The 25,914-nt window shown below is 67.6% G+C and carries 16 protein-coding genes; 6 read left to right on the top strand and 10 right to left on the bottom strand.

Translation table 11 applies throughout. The features are described 5' to 3' along the window. Positions 1–7 precede the first annotated feature (7 nt). The 6 genes from VPH47_RS00080 to glyQ form a co-directional block, all read right to left on the bottom strand. Positions 8–3,466: a NahK/ErcS family hybrid sensor histidine kinase/response regulator gene (locus VPH47_RS00080; RefSeq protein WP_368849843.1), complete on the bottom strand. Its 3,459-nt coding sequence runs from the start codon at positions 3,464–3,466 to the stop codon at positions 8–10. Positions 3,467–3,601: 135 nt separating this feature from the next. Next, positions 3,602–5,749 (bottom strand): S46 family peptidase, encoded by a 2,148-nt coding sequence (locus VPH47_RS00075; protein WP_368849842.1) that lies wholly within the window; start codon positions 5,747–5,749, stop codon positions 3,602–3,604. A gap of 170 nt (positions 5,750–5,919) precedes the next feature. Continuing rightward, on the bottom strand, positions 5,920–9,783 hold the full coding sequence (locus VPH47_RS00070; protein ID WP_368849841.1) for a translocation/assembly module TamB domain-containing protein: 3,864 nt from the start codon (positions 9,781–9,783) through the stop codon (positions 5,920–5,922). Beyond that, the gene (locus VPH47_RS00065) at positions 9,780–11,576 is read right to left on the bottom strand and encodes an autotransporter assembly complex family protein (RefSeq protein ID WP_110714188.1); all 1,797 of its coding nucleotides are present in this window, start codon (positions 11,574–11,576) and stop codon (positions 9,780–9,782) included. The genes VPH47_RS00070 and VPH47_RS00065 overlap by 4 nt, the downstream gene beginning before the upstream one ends. Positions 11,577–11,832: 256 nt before the next feature. Then, positions 11,833–13,908, bottom strand: coding sequence for a glycine--tRNA ligase subunit beta (gene glyS / locus VPH47_RS00060; RefSeq protein WP_368849840.1), 2,076 nt, complete (start codon positions 13,906–13,908; stop codon positions 11,833–11,835). Between the two features lie 71 nt (positions 13,909–13,979). Next, positions 13,980–14,891: a glycine--tRNA ligase subunit alpha gene (gene glyQ, locus VPH47_RS00055; protein ID WP_006403404.1), complete on the bottom strand. Its 912-nt coding sequence runs from the start codon at positions 14,889–14,891 to the stop codon at positions 13,980–13,982. A gap of 84 nt (positions 14,892–14,975) precedes the next feature. Between glyQ and VPH47_RS00050 the strand changes: the two genes are divergently transcribed. From VPH47_RS00050 to VPH47_RS00040, 3 genes are read left to right on the top strand one after another with little or no spacing between them, the layout of a single operon-like run. Next, a complete protein-coding gene (locus VPH47_RS00050) occupies positions 14,976–16,811 on the top strand; it encodes a GspE/PulE family protein (RefSeq protein WP_368849839.1) in 1,836 nt (611 codons plus the stop codon). Continuing rightward, positions 16,783–17,529 carry a glutamine amidotransferase gene (locus VPH47_RS00045; RefSeq protein WP_094002232.1) on the top strand — a complete coding sequence of 249 codons (747 nt, stop codon included), beginning with the start codon at positions 16,783–16,785 and terminating at the stop codon, positions 17,527–17,529. The genes VPH47_RS00050 and VPH47_RS00045 overlap by 29 nt, the downstream gene beginning before the upstream one ends. A gap of 50 nt (positions 17,530–17,579) precedes the next feature. After that, complete coding sequence (locus tag VPH47_RS00040) at positions 17,580–18,491, top strand: BPSS1780 family membrane protein (RefSeq protein ID WP_110714191.1); 912 nt, start codon at positions 17,580–17,582, stop codon at positions 18,489–18,491. Positions 18,492–18,577: 86 nt separating this feature from the next. Here VPH47_RS00040 and tatC read toward each other — a convergent pair whose 3' ends face one another. The 4 genes from tatC to VPH47_RS00020 form a co-directional block, all read right to left on the bottom strand. Beyond that, positions 18,578–19,327, bottom strand: a complete 750-nt coding sequence (gene tatC, locus VPH47_RS00035) for a twin-arginine translocase subunit TatC (RefSeq protein ID WP_110714192.1) — start codon at positions 19,325–19,327, stop codon at positions 18,578–18,580. Next, positions 19,324–19,782 carry a Sec-independent protein translocase protein TatB gene (gene tatB, locus VPH47_RS00030; protein ID WP_368849838.1) on the bottom strand — a complete coding sequence of 153 codons (459 nt, stop codon included), beginning with the start codon at positions 19,780–19,782 and terminating at the stop codon, positions 19,324–19,326. Before tatB ends, tatC begins: the two co-directional genes overlap by 4 nt. 15 nt (positions 19,783–19,797) lie before the next feature. Continuing rightward, positions 19,798–20,025 carry a Sec-independent protein translocase subunit TatA gene (gene tatA, locus VPH47_RS00025; RefSeq protein ID WP_164162418.1) on the bottom strand — a complete coding sequence of 76 codons (228 nt, stop codon included), beginning with the start codon at positions 20,023–20,025 and terminating at the stop codon, positions 19,798–19,800. Between the two features lie 75 nt (positions 20,026–20,100). After that, positions 20,101–20,994 carry a YSC84-related protein gene (locus tag VPH47_RS00020; RefSeq protein ID WP_164162419.1) on the bottom strand — a complete coding sequence of 298 codons (894 nt, stop codon included), beginning with the start codon at positions 20,992–20,994 and terminating at the stop codon, positions 20,101–20,103. Positions 20,995–21,159: 165 nt separating this feature from the next. Here VPH47_RS00020 and hemH point away from each other — a divergent pair, with 165 nt between their 5' ends. From hemH to VPH47_RS00005, 3 genes are all read left to right on the top strand, one after another. After that, complete coding sequence (gene hemH, locus VPH47_RS00015) at positions 21,160–22,122, top strand: ferrochelatase (RefSeq protein ID WP_164162420.1); 963 nt, start codon at positions 21,160–21,162, stop codon at positions 22,120–22,122. After that, positions 22,119–22,973 carry an alpha/beta fold hydrolase gene (locus VPH47_RS00010; RefSeq protein ID WP_368849837.1) on the top strand — a complete coding sequence of 285 codons (855 nt, stop codon included), beginning with the start codon at positions 22,119–22,121 and terminating at the stop codon, positions 22,971–22,973. The genes hemH and VPH47_RS00010 overlap by 4 nt, the downstream gene beginning before the upstream one ends. 290 nt (positions 22,974–23,263) lie before the next feature. Next, positions 23,264–25,369: a methyl-accepting chemotaxis protein gene (locus tag VPH47_RS00005; RefSeq protein WP_368849836.1), complete on the top strand. Its 2,106-nt coding sequence runs from the start codon at positions 23,264–23,266 to the stop codon at positions 25,367–25,369. The last annotated feature ends 545 nt before the right edge of the window (positions 25,370–25,914 follow it).

The following is a 25,914-nucleotide window of genomic DNA, read 5'->3' as shown; positions in this document are numbered from 1 at the left end:
CTGCCAATCAGGCATCGCTATTGCCGGCATCGCGCAGCGCGCCCAGGAAGGCGCGCAGCGAGGCCGGCTTGATCGGCTTGGTCAGCACGCGGTAACCCCGTTCGCGCGCCATCCGCTTCAGCTCGTCGCGGCCATCGGCGGTCAACAGTGCGCCGGGCAGCGGGTAACCGGCCGCCTCGCGCAGCGCCACCAGCGCGTCCAGGCCATCCATGCGGTCGTGCAGGTGGTAATCCACCAGCATCACCTGCGGGCGCTCGGCGATCTTTTCCAGCGCCTGGTCAACGGTGGCGGCAGTGATCACCTGCACCTGCCAACGGCCCAGCAGTGCGCGCATGCCGTCGAGGATCTCCTCGTCGTTGTCCACGCACAGCACGCGCAGGCCAGCCAGCGAATCGCTGCGTACCGGTGCGGCCACCGCCTGTACCGGCGTGGCCAGCTCGGTATAACCCGGCAATGGCGCCACCCGCGGCAGGATGATCGAGAACATCGAGCCCTTGCCGACCCGGCTGCGTGCGTTCAACCGATGGTCAAGCAGGCGCGAGATGCGCTGGCAGATCGACAGCCCCAGTCCCAGCCCCTGCTCACCCCAGTCGAACGGCTGCTGGTAGCGGTGGAATTCATCGAAGATCTGCCGCATGTGGTGCTCGGGAATACCAGGACCGGTATCCCAGACCTGCAGCTCCACTTCGTCGCCGCGCTGGCGCACGGCCAGCACGATGCGGCCCTGGCGGGTGTAACGCAGCGCATTGGCCAGGAAGTTCTGCAGCACGCGGCGCAGCAGGCGGCGGTCACTGCGCACCCACGCCGGGCGCGCGAACAGGTCCAGGCGTAGGCCACGACCAGCGGCGACCGGGGTGTACTGCGCGGCCAGTTCGCGCATCAACGCGCTCACGTCGAACTCGCCGATCACCGGGTGCAGGCCACCGGCATCCAGACGCGATACATCCAGCAGGCCATCGAGCAGTTCTTCGGCCGCGCGCAGCGACGCGTCCACGCGCTCGGCCAGATGCTTCTGCTCATCGCTCACGTGATCACTGTCGCGCAGTGCCGAAGCGAACAGGCGCGCTGCGTTCAGCGGCTGCAGCACGTCGTGGCTGATCGCTGCCAGGAAACGGGTCTTCGACTGCTGCGCGACCTCGGCCTCATGCGAGCGTTCGGCCACGCGCTGTTCCAGCGTCTCGTTGGCTTCCAGCAGCGCTTTTTCCGCGTGCTTGTAGTCGGTGATGTCGTTGTAGCTGGTCACGTAGCCGCCACCTGGCAGCGCCTGGCCGCGCATCTCGATCACCTTGCCATCGCTGCGGGTGCGCTCGAACACGTGCGGTGAACCGGCGCGCATGTAGCCGATGCGGCGATTGATCTGCACCTCGATATCGCCCTCGCCCAGCTCGCCGCGCTCGGCGTTGTAGCGGATCAGGTCGGCCACCGGGCGGCCCACGTAGAGCATGCCGTCGGGGTAGCCGAACATGTCCTGGTAACGTCGGTTCCACGCGGTCAGGCGCATGTCCGGGTCGACCACGCTGACCCCGGCGCTGATGTTCTCCAGCGTGGTCGACAGGATCTCGCGGTTGAAACGCAGCTCCTGCCCCGCTTCGTCCAGCACCGCCACCACTTCACCCAGATCCATGCCCGAGCCACGCAACAGGCTGGTCAGCAACAGGCGTGCCGACGCCGCACCGATCGACGCGGCCAACAGGCGCTCGGTGAACTGCACCCACGGCCGGTCCGCAGGCGCCGAGGATTGCAGCTCGCGGCCCAGCGACTGCGCCTGCTCGAAGAACGAACGCCGCGCATGGCGCTCGCCAACCACGCGCGAGGCCAGTGCCAGCAGGTCACCCACGTGCACGTGACCAGGCCAGCCACCGGCCACCGACGGGCGCTCGGCATACGGGTCGAGGAAGGGTGTGGCGCGCAGCCGCTCGTCGACGCCGGGCCGCCAGCGCGCGGACACCAGCATCATCGTCGCTGCATTGACCAGCAGCGACCAGAACGTGCCGTGGGTCAGCGGGTCCCAGCCGGTCATGCCGAACAGCTGCTGCGGCCGCAGCCACTCGATGCCGAACGGGCCGTGCTGTACCCAGGCGGCATCGACCCAGCCGGCCATGGTCATCGCCGGCAGCAGCAGGGTGTACAGCCAGGTGGCGAAACCGAGCAGCATGCCCGTCTCGACGCCACGACGGCTGGCGCCACGCCAGTACAGGCCGCCGATCAGGCCGGGCGCAAACTGCGCCACCGCTGCGAACGCCATCAGGCCATACGAGGCCAGCGTGCTGTCGTTGCTGCTGGTGCGGTAGTAGCTGTAGGCCATCAGCGCCAGCAGCAGGATCGCCAGGCGGCGGATCCACAGCACGCGCGAGGCGACGTCGGCGGCCTCCTGGTGGTCACCGCTCCGGCGCAGCAGCACCGGCATCACCAGGTCGTTGCTGACCATGGTGGCCAGCGCGATCGACGACACGATCACCATGCCGGTGGCCGCCGAGAAGCCGCCCACATAGGCGATCAGCGCCAGCGCGTTGCGGCCCTCGGCCAGCGGCAGGGCCAGCACCATCGAGTCGTCGGCGACGCTGCCACCGGTGCCGAACAGGGTCACGCCGGCGGTGGCGATCGGCAGCACCATGCCCGAGATCAGCACCAGGTAGCCGCCGAACATCCAGCGCGCGCGCCGCACATCGCGCACGTCACCGCACTCGACCACGGCCACGTGGAACTGGCGCGGCAGGCAGATGATGGCGAGGAAGCTGAGCAGGGTCTGCGAGATGAAGCCCACCGGCGGCAGGCCGGTGAACAGCGTATGCACCGATTCAACCACCGCGTCGGTGCGGTTGCTCAGCCACAGGTAGGCGAACACGCCCACGGCCAGCATCGCCAGCAGCTTGATCACCGATTCGAAGGCGATCGCCAGCATCATGCCGTGATGGTGTTCGGTGGCATCGACCTGGCGGGTACCGAACAGGGTGGCGAACAACGCCATCAGCAGCGCCACGTACAGCGCGGGATCGGTGAAGAAGCCAGTGGGGCCGGTGTTGCCAGTCAGTACCTGCAGGCTCATCGCCACTGCTTTGTACTGCAGGGCCAGGTACGGAATGATGCCGATCAGCGCGATGATCGCCACCAGCGCCGCCAGCCGCCGCGAGCGGCCGAAGCGCGATGAGATGAAGTCGGCGATGGACACCACGTTCTGGCTGCGTGCGATCAGCGCCAGGCGCTCGATGATGCGCCAGCCGAACAACAGCAGCAGCAACGGACCGATATAGATGGGCAGGTAGCCCACGCCGTTGCGCACGGCGGTGCCGACCGCGCCGTAGAAGGTCCACGACGAGCAGTACACGGCCAGTGCCAGGCTGTAGACCACCGGCCGCAGCCACGGCCGGTCGGGGTACATCGGCCGACGGTCACCCCACCACGCCACGCCGAACAGCAGCGCGGCATAGGCAACCGAGACCAGCAGCAGGATCCAGCTGGAGACCACGCGCGCGTTTCCGTCGGAGGAACCCGCAGTGTAGGCCAGGCATGGCCGGGTGTACGGGCTCGTTGGGGTCAACCACCCCCACCAGGGTGGGGGCTTCCGCGGTGCGGGCCACGACCGTTGGTCGTGGCCGGCTTCTTACTGGGCCGGCACGCCCATTTCCTTCAGCAGTTCCGGCGCCGGGTAGACCTTGGCCAGCAGCCAGCGCAGGTAGCGCATGTCCACGTGCACGGCGCGCTTGTAGCGCGGGTCGAACCACCAGCTGGCGCTGACCGATTCCCAGTTGCTGTCGAAGTTCAGGCCGATCAGTTCGCCCTTGGCGTTGAGCACCGGCGAGCCGGAGTTGCCGCCGGTGGTATCCAGGTTGGTCAGGAAGTTGACCGTCTGGGTCTTCAGCGCCGGGTCGGCGGTGCTGCCGAAGTCACCCTTGGCGATCGCGGCCAGCAGCGGCTTGGGCGCATCGAACGGATAGGCGTTGGTGTTCTTCTCGACGATGCCGGCCACGGTGGTCACCGGCGAGTAGGTCACGCCGTCGCGCGGATGCAGCGCCTCGACCTTGCCGTAGCTGATGCGCAGGGTGCGGTTGGCATCCGGGTACACCGCGCGGCCCTGCTTGGCACGCCAGGCGAACAAAGCCTGCATGTAGGCCGGGCGCAGGCGCAGCTGCTCGCCTTCGCGGGTCTTGCTTTCGTTCTCGATGCGCAGCTGCGCGGCCACCAGCGGGCCGGCCACGGTGATCAGCGGATCGGCGGCCAGCGCCTTGCCTTCGCGCGCAGCAGCGAAACGGGACAGGCGCTGTGCCTCCTCACCCAGCTGGGTGCCGGCGTACAGGGTATCCAGCGCCGCTGCCAGCTGCTCCGGGGTACGACCGAAGGCCGTGTCGAACTCGGCCACGCGCTGCGCGTCCGGCAGCTTCTGGTAGCGGGTCAGCAGGGTGGTCAGCAGCGCCTTCTCGACTTCCGGTGCGTAACGGCGCTGGACCTGCTTGAGCACGCCTTCGATCATCGCCTGGTCGCGCTGCTGGAAACCGCTCTCGCGCTGCGCGTCCGGCTTGGCCGATTCGATGCGCAGGCGTTCCAGCAGCAGCGCCGAGCGCAGCAGCTGGCTCTGTGCGGCCATCTGGTCCAGCAGCAGGTCACGCTCGCCCACCGCCGCGCCCTGCGACAGGTTGGTCAGCAGCGCCTTGATATCGCCCTGGTACTTGCGGTCGGTGGCAGCCAGCATCGCCGTCTCGTCGGCGGCACGCTGGGCCTTGGCGTCGCTGCGCAGCAGGCCTTCCAGCTCACCCGCGGCGCGCTTGCGGTTGTTCTTCAGCGACTGCAGCTGCGAAGCGTAGCGGGTGCGCGCCTGCGCGTCCTTGGCACTGGCGGCCTCGATGGTGTCGATCATCTGCTGGAACACCGATACGCGGCGCGGCAGCACGGTATCGATCTGGCCAGCGAATTCGGCCGCGGTACGGTGGCGGTAGGTGATGCCCGGGTAACCGGCCAGCATCGCGTAGTCACCTTCCTTCGGGCCTTCCACCGACATCTGCAGGTGCGCCGGCGCCTGGTAGGGCACGTTGTCCTTGCTGTACGCGGCCGGCTTGCCGTCCTTGCCGACATAGGCGCGCAGCAGGGTGAAGTCGCCGGTGTGGCGCGGCCACATGAAGTTGTCGATTTCATCGCCATAGTTGCCGATCGCACGCGGCGGCGCGTACACCAGGCGCACGTCGCTCAGTTCCAGTTGGGCGATACGGTAGAAATCGGTGCCGTAGTACATGTTGGCCACCGAGCAGCGCACGCTGCCGTCCTTCTCGCACTCGGCCACGATCTGCTTGCTGGCCGCATCCACGGCATCGAAGTAGGCACGGCCGGTCTTGCCACGCGCCTGCGCCAGCACCTGGTCGGTCACCTTGTCGAAGCCGACGGTGACCAGTACGCGGAAGTCCGGGTTGACCGGGCGCTCGTCGGCGCGGTCCCTGGCGATGAAGCCACCGTTGATCAGGTCGTGCTCGGGCGAGCTGTTGTACTGGATCACGCCCATCGCCACGTGGTGGTTGGTCAGCAGCAGGCCGTCGCTGGACACGAACGAGCCGGTGCCACCACCGGCACGCACCACCGCGCTCAGCGGCGGCGCAGTGACGTTGGCCAGGTCGGCCGGATTGCCCTTGAAGCCTGCGGCCTGCAGCGGCTTGGCCAGTTCCGGCAGCTGGGTCGGCATCCACATGCCTTCATCGGCGTGGGCACCGGCGGCGAGGGTCAGGCCCAGGGCCAGGGCGGTGGGAAGGGCTTTGCGTGGTGACATGAGGCAATCCGGTACGACAGAACAGCCCGGGACCATAGCCGCTGGGGCCGGATGGGGCAACGGCCGATGGTTGGGCCGACGTGCACGGTAGTGCCGGCCGCTGGCCGGCAACCCCCGCAACTCCGGAGATACGGTGCAGTTGCCGGCCAGCGGCCGGCACTATCGCATCGTTACTTCTCCCGCCGCCAGTTGATCGAACCGCGGTTTTCCACCGTGCTCGATTCCACTTCCACGTCGAAGCCGCGACGCAGCAGGTACTTCAGCGTGATCACCGAACCGGCACCGACCAGCGACACGCCGTAACCGACGTACAGCTTGGGCGAGATGTACTTGCCGACACCGATCACCGAGCCACCCAGCGCGCGCGACTGGCTTACGCCGGCATCGTCCAGGCCCAGCTTGGCGCCCAGCTGCGAGGCCAGCAGGCCACTGCCTGCAGAGAGTGCCGCCGAGGCCGCGTTGACCTGCTGGGTCTGGTCGCTGCTGGCACCGGTCAGGCTGCGTCCCAGCACCAGGTAGGCCAGCGCTTCGGACTGCGACATCGCCGGATCGGACCACACATCGGCACGCGGCTGCTGCGCACGTCCGGTGACGTCGATGCCGGCGGTGACATCACCGACCCGGCGCTCGGCACGGATGTTGACGCGCGGGTCGGACACCGCGTTGTAGTTCCAGGTGAGGTTGCCACGGGTGATGGTCAGGTCCTGCCCATACGCCTTGTAGCGGCCGCTCACTTCCAGCCCACCATTGGCGGTCATCTCGCGGCCGGGCTTGGCCCAGACCTGCATCTTGCCGGTCAGCGCGCCCTTCAGCCCGAAGCCGGTCATCTTCACCTTGTCGCCGAGGCTGACCACCAGATCCATGTCCAGCGGCGAGGTGCGTGACTCTTCCGGGTCGGCCGGATCGAGCACCACCACGTCTTCAGACACCGAGGTGCCGCGGTCCAGCCGCTCGATGTCGATGTCCGCTTCGGGCACGTGCACGGTACCGCGCAGCTCCATCGCCGCCTTGGCCAGGGTGAAGTCGAGGTTGGGATTGGCGACGATGCGCAGTTCACTGGTGTTGGACAGCAGCACGTTCTCGCCGTGGATCTTCAGCTGCAGCGGCTGTGCATCACCGAACCACGACAGGCCACCGTCGACATACAGCGTGCCCTGGCCCGAGTTGGCCTGCGCGGTGATCTTGGCCGAACCGTCGGGCTGGGCGACGAAGCTGCCCTTGCCCTGATCGAAAGTGAGGCCGAGCGCGGGGAATTCGCCCTTGAAGTTGCTCAGCTGCGCATCACCGCCCAGCGACGGCTGGCCACGCGTGCCGCGCAGGCTGACGTGGCCTTCGATCAGGCCGGTGGGGCGCACGATGTCCGGCGAGAACAGCTCCAGCCAGTACAGCCGCGACATGTTGAGGTAGAGCTCGCCGTTCAACGGCGCGCTGGCTTCCCAGCCGGTCTGCATCTTCGCATCAACGAAGCCGTTGCCCTGGAAGCCCATGCCCAGGTAGCCCTTGATGCTGGCCGGGGTCATGTCGAGCTTCAGCGAGAACTGGTCATAGCGCACCAGTTCGCCACGGGTGGTATCGCCCACGGTGTTGCGGCTCTCGCCCAGGCGCACGCCGCCTTCCTTCGAGCGCACTTCCACGTGGCCTTCCCAGGCGTTGCCGCGCGGGCGGATCTGCGCGTCCAGGCTGACATCGCCGCGCAGGTAGATGCGACGACCGGACTGCGGCGGCAACCATGGCTGCACCAGCGCCAGCGGCAGCGCATCACTGCGTACCACCAGGCCCTCGCGTGGCCAGTTGGCCTGTGCACACAGTGCACCGCTGCTGGCGGCGGCCAGGCAGGCTTCGCCCAGCGTGTAGCTGCTGCCATTGATCGCGAACGCCGCCGGCGCACGCAGCGACCAGGCATCGCCCTTCACCGGTGCGATGCGCAGCGCGGCCAGCTCGCCACGCCATTGCGTGCCTTGTTGGCGGACACTGCCCTGCAGCTCGACCGCCCCCATCTCGTTGCGGGCCTGCGCCGCCAGGCGCAGGTTGGACACACTGCCCTGTGCATCCACGTTCAAGCGTTCCAGCAGCATGCCGGCATTGACCTGCTGGCCCTGCACCGCCAGCGTGCCGCTGTCGCCGCGCCACGGCAGGTGACCCTTGATGCTCACGCTCTCGGCGCCGTAGCCGTCCCAGTTGAGATTGTTGCCGACCAGGTCGGCGGTGATGTCCGGCGCATCGCGCGGGCCCTTCACCTGCACCTGGCCACGCAGGCCACCATCGGCGCCCGGCAACAGGTCGCTCAACTGCAGCGGCTCGAAGCGCGCATCGATGTCGAGGCGGTCACCGACCTTGCCTGAAGCGGTCACCCGGCTGCTGCCCAGCGACAGTTTCAGGTCGCCCTGGCCCTGCTCGCCCTGCAGCGCGAACTTGCCCTGTGCGTCGAGGTTGCGCTGGCGCAGCACGCCTTTCAGCGACGGCAGGTCAACCGTGGCTTCCAGCGTACCGGCGGTGCCAGGCGCGGCATTGGCCGGCGGCGGCAGCTGGCGTCCCTTGGAGGCCAGGTTGCCGGACAGGCGACCGTTCCAGCCTGGCACGAAATAGCCGGGGTCGAAGTCCTTCAGCGTGGCCTTGGCGTCCCAGTCCAGCTGCGGCGCCCAGGCCACCTGGCCTTCCACCTGCAGCTGGCCACCCGGGGTCTGCGCCTGCAGCTGGTGGATCGACGCGGCCTGGTCGTTGCCGCGCACGTCGAAGCGCAGCTGCGCCTTCTGCGCGTCACGCTCGACCTCGGCGCGGCCGATCGCGGCCCAGGCCTTCAGGGTACCGGCGAGGCCGAAGCGCGCTTCCTTCAGGGTCACCGGCACCGGTGCGCTGCCGGCGGTGTTCGGATCGGGCGCCGGCACGTAGGTCAGGTCATGGGCGACCACCGAGAAGTTGAGCTTCTGCTGGTCTTCCTGGCTGAAATCGGCCGTGCCCTCCAGGCGGGCTTCGCCACCGAGGCCCTTCACCAGCAGCGGCGAGACCTTCAGGACCTGGTCCTGCAACGACACCACCGACGGTGCCAGTTCCAGTTCGTGATCGCCCTGCTTCACCTTGCCACGCAGGTTGGCGTTGCCGCCCTTGCCGGCGGCGGTGAAGTCCAGCGCCAGCGGTGCGATCGCCGAGCTGGCCAACGCCGGTGACAGCAGCGCCAGGTCCAGTTCGTCGCTGCGCACCGTGGCGCTCCAGGTCGGGTCGGTACGGCCATCGAACACCAGCATCGCGTGCAGCGGCTTCGGCGCACGCCCGGCCACCGCCACTTCCATGTGCGACAGGTCACCGCGTGCCACCAGCCCCACCGTCGCTGCGGTACGGCCACGCGGGGCCGGCAACACTGCGGTGACGGTCACGTCGGTGTCGTAGTCCTTGGCCGGGATGTAGCGGCCCTGGGCGGTGAAATTGCCCATGTCGCTGTCCACGACCAGTTTGTGCGCCTGGAACTCGCCGTTGGCGATCTCGATGCCACCACGCACACGGCTGATGTCGATCACCGGCTCGTTGGCCTGGCTGATGCGGAAGCCGTCGATGGCAATGGCATCGGCCTGGATCGCCAGCGGCATTTCGATCTGCGGCAGCGAATCGGGCCACGACGGCAGCTTGAACGGCTCGTCACTCTTGGCCAGGTTCAACGTCGCGTTGGTCAGCTCCAGCTTGTCCAGCAGCAGCTTGCGGCCCAGCAGCGGGCGCAGGTCCGGCTCCAGATGGGCACGCTCGGCGTGGAAATGGATGTCGTCGTAGCGGAAGTCGACGTTGTACAGGGTCAGCGGACCGGCCACCGGGCCGTCCACCTTGTCCCAGGTGAAGCTGGCGCCCACGGGCAGCCGCGCCACCACCTGTGCCAGCAGCACATCGCGGCCGGCCACGGTCTGCAGCAGCCAGTACACCGCCAGCAGGGCCAGCAGCACCAGACCGATCACGCCGGCGCCGGACCATGCCCAGAAGCGGCGGCGACGATAGAAGCGCACCCGCGGCGGCGGCGTGTTCTGGGTCGGAGTCGGTGCGGGCGTGCTCACAGGTCCGCTCCGATGTTCAGGTACAGCTGGAACTGCGAATCCGGGTTGTTCAGGCCATGCGCCACGTCGATGCGCACCGGGCCCACCGGCGATTTCCAGCGCACGCCGAAGCCAACGCCGGTATGCAGGTCGATGGTGTTGTCGAAGGCACTGCCGGTATCGACGAAGACCGCCGCGCCCCAGGGACCGCCATTGAAATAGTGCTCGTACTCGGCCGAGCCGATCACCAGGTTCTTGGCACCGAGCGCGTACTTGTCCGGTGCCGGGGTCCGCGGACCGACTTCGCGGTAGGCATAGCCACGGATGCTGCGGTCACCGCCGGCGAAGTAGCGCAGGCTGGGCGGCATTGCCACCAGATCGCTGGTCCAGGTGGTGCCGCCTTCGCCACGCAGGATCAGGCGGTTGCTTTCGCCCACCGGGATGTACCAGCGCAGCACGGCATTGGCCTGCACGAAACTGGTGTCCGAGCCGGCACCTTCGACGCCGGCACGCATCGTCGCGGTACCGCTGATGCCCTTGCGCGGGAACATCTCGTCATCGACGTTGACGTAGTCGGCAACCATCTGCGGGTAGACCAGCGTCGAGGTGTTGTACACCGCACTGGTGAACTCGGTGCCTGAGGCATAGCGCCAGCGCTCGCGCAGCGCATTGATGGAGGCGATCGCGGTCCAGTGCTCGTTGATCTCGCCGCTGCGGCTGGCAATCAGCTTGAAGTTGCGCAGGTCGATGTAGTCGGTCTGCTCGTCGTACGCGCTGGCGGCGAAGGTGTACCAGCCATCGAGCCAGTTGAACGCCGGGATACGGTAGCTGGTGACCAGGCTCTTGCGCTTCTGCGCATAGTCCAGCTGCGTGTTCATCTTGTGGCCGCGGTTGTTCAGGAACCGCCGCTCGATGCCCCCGCGCACACCCGGGCCGCTTTCGCTGCCGTAGCTCAGACCGGCGGTATAGATCGTGCGCTTGGCGCGGGTCAGCTTCACGTCCACCGGCACGTCGCCGTTCTCGTCGGCCTCGTCCGGGCGCGGCTGGATGTCGATCACGCTGAAATAGTCCAGCTTGGTCAACGACTGCCGCAGGCGGTCCAGCTTGCCCTCGTGGTAGTAGCTGCCCTGGTCCCAGTACACCAGCGGATCGAACAGCTTGTCGACGAAGTAATCCTGTTCGAAGCGCACCGGGCCCATGTTGTAGCGGCGGCCGCTATCCCAGGTCAGGTCGATATCGGCGGCATTGTCGGCGCGGGTGATCTGCACCTGGCGCTGGGTGTAGTCGGCGTCGAAGTAGCCGCGCTCGGCCAGGCGGCGGGTAATGGTGATCTTGCTGGCTTCGTACTGGGTATGCACGAAGCGCTGGCCCTTGCGCGGTTTGAACGCGGCCAGGTCGTCCTGCAGGTACTGGTCGTACATCGCCGGGCCGGTGATGTCGATGTGCTCGCGGCGCACGGTGACCGGGGTGCCCTTGTCGACGTGGATCAGCACGCGGACATGCTCGTCCTCGCGCGGCGCCTCGACCTTGATCACCGGGTTGTAGTACCCGAACGGTTCCAGTGCCTGGCGGGTCTGCCGCTCGGCCTGGGACAGCAGGTACTCCAGGCGCGATTCGCCCTGTTCCTTGCCGATCGTGTCGTACAGCGACAGCGATTCCTGGATGTTCTCGATGATTGCGGCGTCGTCGCCCTTGTCCAATCCCTTGATGTCCACCTTGTCGATGGTGCCGCGCGCGTGGACCACGGAGGTGGCGGCCAGCGACAGGACCATCAGCGGCAGGGCGTATTTCTTTGGCTGCATGCGGCACAGCATACCGACCGAAGGTGACGATGCGAAATGCATCACGTCATTGGGGATCGGTTGTTAAGTGGCGGTCAAAATACGCGCCTTTGTGGCGATCATCGCAATCGAAGGCGAGGTTGCCGGCATCGTGCGCGATGCCGGCAATGACCCCGATGGACATCCGCCAGCGGTGATCCGGTAGTGCCGGCCGCTGGCCGGCAACCCACAGATCGATCCGATGCGCGGTGGCAATGCCGGCCAGCGGCCGGCACTACCGGTACGGGCATCAGCTCGACAGATGCTCGATCGCCGCGACCTTGCCCAGGCGCTCGCCCAGCATGGTCAGCAGCGCCAGGCGGTTGCCGCGCAGCGCCGGATCTTCCGCATTGACCATCACGCCGTCGAAGAACGCGTCGACCTGCGGTCGCAGGCGGGCCAGGCGGGCCAGCACAGCCACGTAGTCCTTGTGCTGCAGGCTGGCGCCGGTGTCGTCGATGGCCGCGGTGACGGCTTCAGCCAGCGCGCGCTCGGCGTCTTCCTGCAGCAGCGCCGGGTCGATCTGGGCCGGAATGTCGCCTTCGGCCTTGCGGAGGATGTTGCGGATACGCTTGTTGGCCGCAGCAAGCGCCTCGGCTTCCGGCAGCGCGGCGAAGGTGCCGATCGCATCCAGGCGGCGGTCGAAGTCGTACAGCGAAGCCGGCTTCAGCTCGGCCACCGCGTTGAAGTGCGTGGCCGGCACGCCCTTGTCGCTGTAGTAGCCCTTCAGGCGGTCGAGGATGAAGTCGTACAGCTCACCGATGTCGGCCTGCACGTTGCGCGCGGCCAGGCCGGCGTTGGCGCTGGTCAGCAGCGCGCGCAGGTCCAGCTCATAGCCGCTTTCGATGATCGTGCGGGCCAGGCCCAGCGCATTGCGGCGCAGGGCGAACGGGTCCTTGTTGCCGGTCGGCTTCAGGCCTGCGGCGAAACCGCCGGCCAGCGTGTCCACGCGTTCAGCAATGGCCAGCACCTTGCCCAGCGGCGACAGCGCGATGTCGTCACCGCCGAAGCGCGGCTGGTAGGCCTCGTCGATGGCCAGCGCCACTTCTTCCGGTTCGCCACCGGCCACGGCGTAGTGGCGGCCGGCGATGCCCTGCAGCTCCGGGAACTCGTTGACCATGCGCGACTGCAGGTCGTTCTTGGCCAGTTCGGCGGCACGCCTGGCCTGCCCGGCGTCGGCACCCACCTGCGGTGCGATCACTTCGGCCAGGGCGGCCACGCGCGCCACCTTGTCGGCCACGCTGCCCAGCTTGGCCTGGTAGGTCACCGTCTTCAGGCCGTCGCCCATCGACACCAGGCCCTGCTTCAGGTCCTCGTCGAAGAAGAACTTGGCATCGGCGAAGCGCGGGCGGATCACGCGCTCGTAGCCCTTGGCCACTTCGGCCACGTCCTTCGATTCGATGTTGGCGATGCCGATGAACTTCTCGGTCAGGGTGCCAGCGGCATCCAGCACCGGGAAGAACTTCTGGTTGATCTCCATCGTCTCGATCAGCGCTTCCTGCGGCACCGCCAGGAACGCACGTTCGAAGCTGCACAGCACCGCCGACGGCCACTCGACCAAGTTCACCACCTGTTCCAGGTTGTCGTCGGTGATGCGGGCGCTGCCACCGACCCTGGCCGCAGCGGCCTCGACCTCGGCGACGATGCGCGCGCGACGCTCGCTCGGGTCGACCAGCACGAACGCGGCGCGCAGGGCTTCAACATAGTCCTGCGGCTGTGCCAGCGACACGGCCTGGTCGTGGTGGAAACGATGGCCACGGCTGACGCGGCCGGCCTGCAGGCCGAACAGTTCGGCCTCGACCACGTTGGCACCGTGCAGCAGCACCAGCCAATGCGCCGGGCGCGCGAAGCCCCAGGCATGGTCGCCCCAGCGCATCGGCTTGGGAATCGGCATCGCCGCGATCGCCTCGCGCAGGATCTCCGGCAGCAGGCTGGCGGTGCTCGCGCCCGGGGTCACCGCGCGGTGCACGAAGCGCTCACCCTTGTTGTCGGTGGTCTTCTCCAGCGTGGTCCAGTCGATCCCGGCCTTGGCGGCGAAGCCCTGCAGGGCCTTGGTCGGCTGGCCTTCGGCGTCCAGCGCGATGTTCAGGTACGGGCCCAGCACTTCGCTGTGCTGTTCCGGCTGTTCCAGGCCGACGCCCGGCAGCAGCACGGCCAGGCGGCGCGGGGTCGACAGTGGACGCGCATCGCCCAGCTCCAGTGCGACGCCGCGCTTGCGCAGGCCGTCGACAACGCCATCGAAGAACGCCTGGGCGAGGCCCGGCAACGCCTTGACCGGCAGCTCCTCGGTGCCCAGTTCGATCAGCAGGGGGGACAGTTGGCTCATCGTTTCAATCCTGTGGTGGGGGCGCAGCGCGCGACGCGTCCGGCGCCCCGGAGTAAGGGGGAGAGCGGCCGTCAGGCCTTCTTCGCGCCCGGGAAGCCCAGCTTCTCGCGCTGCTCGTAGTACGCCTTGGCCACCGCCTGGGCCAGCGCGCGCACGCGCAGGATGTAGCGCTGGCGCTCGGTCACGCTGATCGCGCGGCGTGCATCGAGCAGGTTGAAGGTGTGGCTGGCCTTCATCACCTGCTCGTAGGCCGGCAGCGGCAGGTTCACTTCCACCAGCTTCTGCGCTTCGCGTTCGCAGGCGTCGAAACGGTGGAACATCTCTTCCACGTCGGCGTATTCGAAGTTGTAGGTGCTCTGCTCCACCTCGTTCTGGTGGTAGACGTCGCCGTAGGTCACCGGCTGGCCGTCCGGGCCGTAGGTCCAGACCAGGTCGTAGACGTTGTCGCAGTTCTGCAGGTACATGCACAGGCGCTCGAGACCGTAGGTGATCTCGCCCAGCACCGGGCGGCACTCCAGGCCACCGGCCTGCTGGAAGTAGGTGAACTGGGTCACTTCCATGCCGTTGAGCCAGACTTCCCAGCCCAGGCCCCAGGCGCCCAGCGTCGGCGATTCCCAGTTGTCCTCGACGAAACGCAGGTCGTGCACCAGCGGATCGATGCCCAGTGCCTTCAGCGAATCCAGGTACAGCTGCTGGATGTTGTCCGGCGCCGGCTTCATCGCCACCTGGTACTGGTAGTAGCGCTGCAGGCGGTTCGGGTTCTCGCCGTAGCGGCCGTCGGTCGGGCGGCGCGAGGGCTGCACGTAGGCCGCGTTCCAGCTTTCCGGACCGATCGCACGCAGGAAGGTGGCCGGGTGGAAGGTACCGGCGCCCACCTCCAGGTCGAGCGGCTGGATGAGCACGCAGCCCTGCTGGGCCCAGAACTGGTTCAGGGTCTGGATCAGGCCCTGGAAGGTGATCGGAACGGTCGGGGTCGCGGACATGCGGACGATTCTTGGCCGGCAAAGGGGGTGCGCTAGTATAACGGCCGACCTGCGGGGCATTCCGTACCCGGGAGGAGCAGGCAGATGGAACATCGGCTGCCGGTCGGCACGCCCGGCGAAGCGGGCGGCGTCGCGCTGCCCTGGGGACGGCTGCATTTCGAGCAGATTGCCGCAGCCCTGATTGCCGATGGCCTGGTGGCCGAGCAGGACCGCGAGCGCATGCGCTTTTCCGCGCAGGGCGCGCGCAACGCCAGTGAAGTGCACCCGCTGGTGCTGCTGTCCAACCTCAAGCTGGCCGCCAGCGGCGGTGGCGAACTGACCCTGGAGCGCCTCACCGAATGGCTGGCGCAGCGCACCGGCAGCCGCTACCTGCGCATCGACCCGACCCGGGTCGACGTCGCCGCGGTCACCGCGCTGGTCTCCCATGCCTACGCGCGCCGGCATCGCTTCCTGCCGCTGGCAGTGGATGCCGAGCGCGTGCTGGTGGCCACCAGCGAGCCGCTGGTACAGGAATGGCGCCGCGACCTGCAGCACCTGACCCGGCGCCGCATCGAACTGGCGGTGGTCAATCCGCTCGACCTGCACCGCTACACCATGGAGTTCTACGGGGTGACCCGCTCGGTGCGCGGCGCCCGGGGTGACGTGCGCGGCGAAGCCAACACCACCCTGCCCAGCTTCGAGCAGTTGGTGGAGCTGGGCCGCACCGGCGACGTCAATGCCGACGACCAGCACATCGTGCATATCGTCGACTGGCTGCTGCAGTACGCCTATGAACAGCGCGCTTCGGACATCCACCTGGAGCCGCGCCGCGAGATGGGACGCATGCGCTTCCGCATCGACGGCGTGCTGCACAAGGTGTTCGAGGTGCCGCCGGCGGTGATGACCGCCGTGGTCAGCCGCATCAAGGTGCTCGGCCGCATGGACCTGGCCGAGCGCCGGCGCCCGCAGGATGGCCGCATCAAGACCCGTTCGCCGGGCGGCCGCGAGGTCGAGATGCGCCTGTCGACCATGCCCACCGCCTTCGGCGAGAAGTGCGTGATGCGCATCTTCGACCCGGATGCCGCCTTCAAGAGCATCGACCAGCTCGGTTTCAGCCCGCAGGAGGCGGCGGGCTGGAATGCACTGGTCGAGCGCCCGCACGGCATCGTGCTGGTCACCGGCCCGACCGGCTCGGGCAAGACCACCACCCTGTACTCCACGCTGAAGCGGCTGGCCACACCGGACGTGAACGTGTGCACGGTGGAGGACCCGATCGAGATGATCGCGCCCGAGTTCAACCAGATGCAGGTGCAGACCAACATCGACCTGGACTTCGCCAGCGGCGTGCGCACCCTGCTGCGGCAGGACCCGGACATCATCATGATCGGCGAGATCCGCGACCTGGAAACCGCGCAGATGGCGGTGCAGGCCTCGCTGACCGGCCATCTGGTGCTGTCCACCCTGCATACCAACGACGCGCCCTCGGCGGTCACCCGCCTGCTCGACCTCGGCGTGCCGCACTACCTGCTGGCCAGCACACTCAACGGCATCCTCGCCCAGCGCCTGGTGCGCACGCTGTGCCCGCACTGCAAGCAGCCACACAGCCTCGGCGCCGCCGATTGGGCGGTGCTGGCTGATAGCCATGCCGCATATCCAGATGCCGCCACGCCCTGTCGGCCGGTCGGTTGCCTGGAGTGCCGGCGCACCGGATTCCTCGGCCGCATCGGCCTGTATGAGTTGCTGCCATTGGGCTCGCGGCTGCGCGGGCAGATCCGCGCCGACATGGATCTGGCCGGTTTCACCCGTGCCGCGCGGGCTGAAGGGCTGCGAACCCTGCGTCAGGCCGGGCTTGAAAAGGTGGCGCAGGGGCTGACTACAATCGAGGAAGTCCTGTCAGTCCTGCCGCCCCCGGATGAACCCAGCCCCGTTCCTGATCCTTGAAACCGGCCGCCCGGTACCGTCGCTGCGCCGCTACGGGCGCTTCCCGCACTGGATCCGCGTCGCCGCCGGGCTGGAAGAGCACGAGACGGTGGTGGTCGATGTCGAACACGGGGATGCCCTGCCCGACCCGCATGGCTTCGCTGGCGTGCTGGTGACCGGCTCGGCCGCCTTCGTCACCGACCACGCCGAATGGAGTGAGCGCAGCGCCGCATGGCTGCGCCAGACCGCGCACGACGACCTGCCCGTGTTCGGCATCTGCTACGGCCACCAGCTGCTGGCGCACGCGCTGGGTGGCGAGGTGGCCTACAACCCGGCTGGCCGCGAGTCCGGCACGATCGAGCTGGAACTGCAGCCGCAAGCCGCGCAGGACCCGCTGTTCCAGGGCCTGCCGCAGCATTTCGCCGCCCATGCCACCCACCTGCAGACCGTGCTGCGCGCGCCGGAAGGTGCCGAAGTGCTGGCACGTTCGCCGCTGGACGGCTGCCACGCCTTCCGCTGGGGCCGCCAGGCGTGGGGCGTACAGTTCCATCCGGAATTCGCCACCCACCACATGCGCGGCTACGTGCGCGCCCGCGCCGACTGCATCGGCCGCCACGGCGGCTGCGCCCGCAGCATCGAGCGCGCGGTCAGCGCCGCACCGCTGGCCCGCCAGCTGTTGCGCCGCTTCGTCCGCCAGGCGCGGCTGTCTTCAGCCCAGCCGGTGGCAAAACAGGGATAATCGGCGGCACGGGCAGCCGCCCGGCCCCCTCCTGTCCTTCCCGGATGTCCATGAAAGAGATTCGCAAGCTGCCGGCCTCGGCGGGCGCCCAGTGGTTGCTGGATACGTTCTCCCTGTACCGGCGTGCGCCGCTGCAGCTGGCCCGGATCGGCCTGACCTGGCTGCTGGTGAGCTGGGTGGTGACCCTGCTGTCGACCTTGATTCCCGGCGCCGCCGGCATGGCCGTGCAGCTGATGACCCTGGCCATTTCGCCGATCATGTTCGGCGGCATGCTGTACGCCGTGGGCGAGATCGACGAAGGCCGCCCGGGCCTGGCCTCGCACCTGCTGCAGCCGATCCGCGACCACCGCGTCAGCCACCTGCTGGTGCCGCTGGCGATCCAGGTGCTGGCGGTCCTGCTGCTGGGCGCGCTGTTGTTCATGATGATCGGCCGCGAGGGCTTCACCGCCTTCAGCGAGGTCATGACCAAGATGGAAGAGATCAGCCGCAGTGGCCAGCAGATCAAGCCGGATGATGCGGCCGCGCTGGTCGCCAACCTGCCGGCCAAGCGCATCGCGCTGTGGATGCTGCTGGTGTTCCTGAGCGCGGTGGCGCTGTCGCTGGCGATGTTCACCCAGCCGGCGCTGGTGGTGTTCGACAAGCAGAGCGGCATGCATGCGCTGCGCCTGAGCCTGCAGGGCTGCATCGAGAACATCGGCGCGATGTTCGTGTTCGCCGTACTCGGCCTGATCGCCGCGTTCTGCATGTACATCCTGTTCGTGATCGTGATCCAGATCGCGATGCTGATCGGTGGCCCGCTGGCCGCCGCCTTCATCGCCCAGCTGGTGCTGACCACGGTGCTGATGCCGCTGTATGTCGGCGCGGTCTACGCCGCATGGAAGCAGATGTTCGTGCACCGCGGCAGCCGCGCCGCACCGCCGATCCCGACCACGCCGACCTCGAGCGACGTGTTCCACGCCTGACGGAAAAAGGGGACGGAGGGGATTAAGTCGTTAGCTGCACACACTGGGCATGAACGACTTAATCCCCTCCGTCCCCTTTTTTCCTTTCAGGCGGCGGGTTTCTTCACTACCGACGACGGCACCAGCCAGCGTGCGGCGTGGATGCCCAGCTCGTAGAGCAGGCACATCGGGATCGCCAGCATCAGCTGCGAGACCACGTCCGGTGGGGTCAGCACTGCGGCCACCACGAAGATGCCGACGATTGCGTAACCGCGGCCTTCCTTGAACTGCTGCGGCGTCACCCAGCCCAGCAGCACCAGGATCACCATTGCCACCGGCAGTTCGAAGCTGCCGCCGAAGGCAAAGAAGATCGCCAGCACGAAATCCAGGTAGGCATTCGCATCCGGGGTGATCGCGATCACGTCCGGGCTGAAGGTGGTGAGGAAGTGGAACACCGCCGGCAGCACCAGGAAGTAGGCAAAGGCACAGCCGGTGTAGAACAGCAGCACCGAGGACACCAGCAACGGCACCGCCAGGCGCTTCTCGCGCGCATACAGGCCGGGCGCGACGAAGGCCCACAGCTGGTACAGCAGCCACGGCACCGCCACGAACAGGGCCACGAAGAAAGTCAGCTTCAGCGGTGCGAAGAAGGCACCGGCCGGATTGGTGGCGATCATCGTCTGCCCGTTCGGCAGCTGCGAGACCAGCGGTTCGGCCAGTGCGTTGTAGAGCTTCTGGGTAAACGGCAGCAGGCCCAGCAACACCACGCCCAGTCCCAGCAATGCGCGTACCAGGCGGCCACGCAGTTCCACCAGATGCTCAACCAGCGAGCTTTCGCCGAAATCCTGTTCACTCATGGCTGGCGCTCCGTGCTCTGCGGCGGCGTCGCACCGGCTTCAGGGGGTGTTGCCGGCGCCGGCTCGGGAGCAGCGCTCTGCGGTACGGGCACATCGGCGTCGGGCGCGGTGCTCATGTGCGGCGGAAGATCCGCGGGCGCCGGCGCGCGTACTTCCTGCACCAGGTCATCACCCTGCTGCTGCGCCTGCTGGGCTTCGCGACGGATCGCTTCGCCGCTGGCACGCAGCTGGTTCTCGGTGTCCTGCATGCCCTGGCGCACGTCCTGCATCTGCCGTTTGATCTCCTCGGCCTGCAGTTCGCGTTCCAGTTCCTGTTTCACCGAATCCCACTGATTGCGGGCGCGTCGCACCCACAGGCCGGCGAAGCGGGCCGCCTTGGGCAGGCGCTCGGGACCGAGCACCACCAGGGCGACCACCGCGATCACCAGCAGTTCGCTGAAGCCGATATCAAACACCGCGACCGCTCCGGATCAGCGAGGGGTGCGGTCGTGCTCGTCCTGCGCGGCGCGCGAGGCGTCCTGGCTGCGCGACTCGTCGCCCAGCTGCGCGTTCGGCTTGTCCTCGTCGCGCATGCCCTTCTTGAATTCCTTGACCGCCGAACCGAGATCCTTGGCGCCACTGGTCAGGCGCTTGGTGCCGAACACCAGCAGGACGATGGCCAGCACGACCAACCAATGCCAGATGCTGAAACTGCCCATAAAGACGCTCGTTACGTTAGTGATCAGGCTGTCGAGCATAGCGCACCGGGTGTTAGCCGGCGCGCGTGACGAAAGTCAGTTTCCGCCCAGCGTTTCCGTGCGGATCTCGCCGTCGTTGACCGGCTGGAAGCCCTGCTGCTGCGGCGGCGGGTTCTGCGGCACGTTCTGCAGCGGCGCCGTGGTAGCTTCAGCCGGGGCGGCCGGCGCTGCCTGAACAGGCGCCGGAGCTGCCGCCGGGGCCGCTGCCGGGCGCGGCGCGTTGCCACCGTTGCCGTTGCGGTTGTTGCGGGCGGCGTAGGTGGCCTCTTCCAGGCGGTCGCGGAACGCGACCACATCCATCGACGGCGAACCGGCGGCACGGCCTTCAAAGATCATGCGCGGCGTAGTGTTGCTGCCGTAGGCGTCAAGGTTGGCGGCATCATCGATCTGCAGCACCGCACCATCGAGGGCGACGCCCGCAAACAGGCCGCGCGCGCGCGACCAGGACCAGATCTCGGCCTTCAGCTGGCCGTCGGTGGCGGCAGCAGCATTGCGGCCGACCGGACCGGCGGCAACGCCTGCGTCGGCGCCCAGCGTGAACTTGCCGTTGACCAGGTTGTCCAGGCTGCGGTCGTTGCGGAACACCAGAACTACGTCGGAAGACTGCACGCCGGCCTGGAAACCGATGCTGCCACCGGTCAGCTTGACGAATACCGGGCTGGACCACGCGCCATTGGGCATGCGCACCGACATCAGGCCGTGGCCACGACGACCGCCAATGACCAGACCGGCCTTGATCGTGTCGGGAATGACGATGACCGCGCGGCCTTCGTCGAGCAACTTGTCCGGAATGCCCTGTTCAGGGATTTCCTGGATTTCAGCCAGCACGCGCACGGCATTGCGCGCACGCTGGTCTTCCTGCGGTCCGGCCATGGCCTGGCTGGACAGCAGGCTGGCGGCGATCAGCAGGGCTTGGATCGGGCGACGCATGGCAGGCTCCAGAAGTCAGTCCATAGGAAGATATAGCAAGTGACTGAAATTAGTAGTGTTGTCATGAATCGCCAATGAGCGCTCCCTGCTCACATAGATGCCCGCTATGCCTGCAATCCGAACCCTGCATCCCGGCGCGGCACCGGATCGGCGACAATGCACCCCATGCTCGACGCACCCGATACCGCCGTGCTGGCGGTCAACCTAGGCACGCCCGAAACGCCGACGGCTCCCGCCGTACGCCGTTACCTGGCTGAATTCCTGTCCGACCCCCGCGTGGTCTCGATCCCGGCACTGCTGTGGCAACCGCTGCTGCGCGGGCTGATCCTGCCGCTGCGCAGCAGCCGTTCGGCGGCCAAGTATGCGCAGGTCTGGCTGCCCGACGGCTCACCGCTGATGGTGCATACGCGTCAGCTGGCGCAGGCCATGCAGGCCCTGCTGCCGACCCTGAAAGTGCGCCACGCGATGCGCTACGGCAAGCCGGCCCTGGCCAGCGAGCTCGACCGCCTGGCCGCCGAAGGCGCGCGCCGCATCGTGGTGCTGCCGCTGTATCCGCAGTACTCGACCACCACCACCGCCTCGGTTGAAGACCGTGTTGATGCCTGGCAGCGCCGCAATCCCGGCGTCACCGTCAGCCTGGTGCGCGACTATTCGGTCGACCCGGGCTGGGTCGAGGCCGCGGCCGGTTCCATCCAGCGTTACTGGGAACAGCACGGTCGTGGCCAGAAACTGATGTTCTCCTTCCATGGCATTCCGCAGCGCCTGGCTGATGGGGGCGATCCGTATCCGCAGCGCTGCGAAGCCAGCGCACAGGCCATCGCCAACGCGCTGGGCCTGGGCAGGGACGAGTGGCAGATGGGCTACCAGTCGCGCTTCGGCCGCGAGCGCTGGCTGCAGCCGTATGCCGAGCCGAGCCTGTGGGCGCTGGCCGAATCCGGCGTGAAGCAGATCGACGTGGTCTGCCCCGGCTTCGCCACCGACTGTCTGGAAACGCTGGAAGAAGTGGCACTGGGCTTCACCGAAACGCTGGCCGAGCGCGGCGCGACGATGCGTTACATCCCCTGCCTCAACGCCGAGCCGGAGCACGCACGTGCGCTTGCACGGCTGGCCGTGGCCTCGCTGGCATGAGTCTGCAACCGTTTGAGCTGGAGGTCGCTGGCGCGCGCGTCGCCGGTCTGCGCAACCACGGTGATGGCCCGCGCGTGCTGGCCCTGCATGGCTGGCTCGACAACGCGGCCAGCTTCGTGCCGCTGGCGCCGCACCTGTCGTCGTTGCAGCTGGTAGCCATCGACCTGCCCGGCCACGGTCACAGCGCACATCTGCCGGCCGGTGCCAGCTACACCACGGCCGCCGCCATCTGCCACGTACTCGATGTGGCCGATGCACTGGGCTGGGACCGTTTCAGCCTGCTCGGCCATTCAATGGGCGCCGGCATCGCCAGCCTCACCGCCTCGGTCAGTGATCGCGTCGAGCGCCTGGTGGCGATCGAAGCACTCGGCGGCCTGCGTGGTCCCGAGAAAGAAACCGCCAACCGCCTGCGCGAGCATGTGAATGCCACGCGCGCACTGGCACGCAAGCAGCTGCGCGTGTTTCCCGATCTGGCCGCACCCATCCGTGCGCGGATGATGACCAACCAGCTCAGCGAAGGCTGCGCACGCCTGCTGGTCGAGCGTGGCGTGGAACCGGTTGAAGGCGGCTACCGCTGGTGCAGCGATCCACGCCTGATGCTGCCCACCGCGATCCGCCTCAGTGAAGGCCAGATCGACAACCTGCTGCAGGCCATCGCCTGCCCGACACAGGTGATCTATGCCACGCCGGCGCAGTCCTATTATCCCGAGCCGATGCGCAGCGATCGCCTGCAGCACCTGCGTGATGGACGGCTGGCGGTGTTTCCCGGCAATCATCACCTGCACATGGAAGACCCGCAACAGATCGCGGGCGTGATCCTGCACTTCTTCAGCAACGGCAACGCGGGCTGAGCAAAGGTATCCGCGCGCTTCACTCCGCGCGTTTGCGGCCGATACATCAGTTGCGGGCCCCTGCGTCCGCAGCACGCAGGTCCGGTCGGACCTGCGGCGTGTGTCTGATCCTGCAAGGAAGTCCGCATGCCTGCTCCATTGCACCGTCACCCACAGGATGTGGTCACGGTGCCCCGTCTCCGCGACGTTGATTGCGTCGCATTCCCCGAATTCCCGGTCCCTGCCCTGGCCACGCGCTCATGCGTGCGCCACCGCGTGGCCGCTGTCGTCTGCTGATCCAGGAGTCGCCGATGTCCGCTGCATCCTCCCGTCCCCCCGATACCGTTCGCCTGCCGCATCTGCAGCAGCTCGCTCACCGCGCTGACCGTCGACTGCTGATCGGCAGTGCGGCGTTGGCTATGGCTGGCCTGGTGCTGGCCCTGCGTGGGCCCCACGTACCGGGCACCGCGTTGGCGGCGGCCGCCGTGCTGCCCGCCCTCTGGCTCGCCGGTCCACAGGCGGGCCGCAGCATCGCCCGCAACGGCCTGGCGTTGCTGCTGTCGCTGCAGTTGGCATTGCTGTGCGCGATCGTCGGCCTGTCGCCAGCGTTGCCGATCGCGTTGCTGCTGGGCGTGCTGCTCAGCCACCGCGATCGCCTGCCGGTATGGCTGGCAGGTGGTGTTGGCACCCTCGCCCTGCTGGTACCGCTGCTGCACGGCGCAGCCGTGGGACCGACGTTGCTGCAGGCCGGCCTGTTCGCCAGCCTGACCGTGTTCCTCGGCCAGGTCGCGCTGCGCCTGCGCCAGCAGACCGAGGCGCTTGGCCACGGCCCACGCCGCCTGGCGGCACTGGCGCGCGATATCGCTACGGGCACCGATCTGAGCGCACATGCAGATACCGCGGCCTATGCACCCGGTTCGCTGGCCCATGCGCTGGCCGATACCGCCCGCCACGTACAGGCGCAGCGTGGGCGCGAGGCTGAAGCGCATGCCGAGAATGCGCAGATCCGCCAGGCGCTCGATGCCTCGCGCACCGCGATGATGATTGCCGACAACGACCACGTGATCCGTTACGTGAACCGCTCGGTGGTGGCCCTGCTGCGCAACCAGCAGGCAACACTGCGCCAGGCCTTCCCCGACTTCGATGCCGAGCGCCTGGTCGGCAGCAGCATCCACCGCTTCCACGCCAACCCGGACCGCATCCGCGCGATCCTCAACGGCCTGCAGGTCACCCACAACGGCAAGGTGCAGATCGGTCCGGTGCACTTCGCGCAGGTGGTCACGCCGGTGTTCGATGCGCAGGGCCTGCGCCTCGGTTTCGCCGTGGAATGGCATGACCGGACGCATGAACTGTCGCTTGAGAACGCAGTGGCCGGCATTGTTGCCGCCGCTGCCGCCGGCGATCTCGACCAGCGTCTGCAGGCGAGCGAAGGTGCGAGCTTCCTGGATGGACTGACCGGTGGCATCAACCAGCTGCTGGATACGCTGGGCGGCACTGTCGACGAGGTGCGGCAGATGCTTTCCGCCTTGGCCAATGGCGATCTGGACCGGCGCATGCACGGCGAGTATCACGGCGCCTTCGCCGCGATCCAGCGCGATGCGAATGCCACGGCCGGCCAGCTGGCGCGCATGGTCGGGCGCATCCAGCAATGTGCGGCCTCGATCAGTACCGCGGCCAGCGAGATCGCCGCCGGCAATGGCGCACTGTCTGAACGCAGTGAACGCCAGGCCGCGCATCTGCAGGAGACTGCTGCATCGATGGAGGAGCTGACATCCACCGTGCGCCAGAACGCCGCTCATGCCCGTCAGGCCAGTGAGCTGGCGGCGTCTACGCAGAGCGCGGCGAGTGACGGCAACACCGCCATGCAGCGCGTGGTCGATACCATGCAGGCAATTGAAGGTGCATCGAAGCGCATCGGCGATATCACCGGCGTGATCGACGGCATCGCCTTCCAGACCAATATCCTGGCGTTGAACGCAGCGGTGGAAGCCGCCCGCGCCGGCGAGCAGGGCCGTGGCTTCGCCGTGGTGGCCAGCGAAGTGCGCGTTCTGGCGCAGCGGTCAGCCGCCGCCGCGCAGGAGATCAAGAAGCTGATCGACGAAGCCGGACGCCAGGTCGGTGAAGGCGCACAGCTGGTGGCCGACGCTGGTCTGCGCATGCAGGGCATTGCCGGTGGTGTGGAGAACGTCAGTCACCTGATGCGTGAGATCTCGGCGGCTTCGCAGGAGCAGTCGATCGGTATCGAGCAGATCAACCAGACCGTGGTGCAGATGGACCAGGCCACGCAGCAGAACGCGGCATTGGTGGAAGAAGCAACCGCAGCAGCACGCGAGCTGCAGAGCCAGGCCTGGACATTGACCGAAGCGGTCTCGGTCTTCCGCCAGCAGGAACCGCACGAGGTCTCGCGGGCCGCCTGATCCGGGCCTTCAATTCGATCCTGATCAGAACGGCGCCCGCAGGGCGCCGTTTTTTTGCCTGCTTTTGCGTGATGGGTCAGAAAAAGACCGCTTCCAGGCCTTCCGTGGGGCGGTGCCAACCTTGGCTGGCACCGCATCCACGCACGGCATGGATCTGCGGGTAGTGCCGGCCGCTGGCCGGCAACCACGGCGGCGTGCACTGTCTGGGGCCGCTGCAGGGGTTGGCACCGCTCTTCGCAGGGACAGCCCATCCACGCACGGCGTGGATCTACTGTGGGTCCGCATGCCCTCGGTAGACGCCAACCTTGGTTGGCGCTGTGGCTGCCCGCGGAGAATATCCACACACGGCGTGAATCTACCGGGTTGTTGGTGTGCAGCCATGGGGGTGCCGGCCGACGGCCGGCACGACCCGCATTTCCTGCGCACAAAGAAAAACCCCGCTGCGTGAGCAGCGGGGTTTTGGGTGTAAACCCTGGCGATGACCTACTCTCGCATGGCTTGAGCCACACTACCATCGGCGCAGCTGCGTTTCACTTCCGAGTTCG

The sequence above is a fragment of the Stenotrophomonas sp. WED208 genome, from assembly GCF_040984485.1.
GTDB classification, from domain to species: Bacteria; Pseudomonadota; Gammaproteobacteria; order Xanthomonadales; family Xanthomonadaceae; genus Stenotrophomonas; species Stenotrophomonas riyadhensis.
This window is presented reverse-complemented; position numbering and strand designations above follow the sequence as displayed.

Bases quoted from the DNA above. Each gene is read 5' to 3' on its own strand.
- VPH47_RS00075 (WP_368849842.1), bottom strand. From the start codon at position 5,749: ATGTCACCACGCAAAGCCCTTCCCACCGCCCTGGCCCTGGGCCTGACC.
- VPH47_RS00065 (WP_110714188.1), bottom strand. From the start codon at position 11,576: ATGCTGTGCCGCATGCAGCCAAAGAAATACGCCCTGCCGCTGATGGTC.
- glyS (WP_368849840.1), bottom strand. From the start codon at position 13,908: ATGAGCCAACTGTCCCCCCTGCTGATCGAACTGGGCACCGAGGAGCTG.
- glyQ (WP_006403404.1), bottom strand. From the start codon at position 14,891: ATGTCCGCGACCCCGACCGTTCCGATCACCTTCCAGGGCCTGATCCAG.
- VPH47_RS00050 (WP_368849839.1), top strand. From the start codon at position 14,976: ATGGAACATCGGCTGCCGGTCGGCACGCCCGGCGAAGCGGGCGGCGTC.
- VPH47_RS00045 (WP_094002232.1), top strand. From the start codon at position 16,783: ATGAACCCAGCCCCGTTCCTGATCCTTGAAACCGGCCGCCCGGTACCG.
- VPH47_RS00040 (WP_110714191.1), top strand. From the start codon at position 17,580: ATGAAAGAGATTCGCAAGCTGCCGGCCTCGGCGGGCGCCCAGTGGTTG.
- tatC (WP_110714192.1), bottom strand. From the start codon at position 19,327: ATGAGTGAACAGGATTTCGGCGAAAGCTCGCTGGTTGAGCATCTGGTG.
- tatA (WP_164162418.1), bottom strand. From the start codon at position 20,025: ATGGGCAGTTTCAGCATCTGGCATTGGTTGGTCGTGCTGGCCATCGTC.
- VPH47_RS00020 (WP_164162419.1), bottom strand. From the start codon at position 20,994: ATGCGTCGCCCGATCCAAGCCCTGCTGATCGCCGCCAGCCTGCTGTCC.
- hemH (WP_164162420.1), top strand. From the start codon at position 21,160: ATGCTCGACGCACCCGATACCGCCGTGCTGGCGGTCAACCTAGGCACG.
- VPH47_RS00010 (WP_368849837.1), top strand. From the start codon at position 22,119: ATGAGTCTGCAACCGTTTGAGCTGGAGGTCGCTGGCGCGCGCGTCGCC.
- VPH47_RS00005 (WP_368849836.1), top strand. From the start codon at position 23,264: ATGTCCGCTGCATCCTCCCGTCCCCCCGATACCGTTCGCCTGCCGCAT.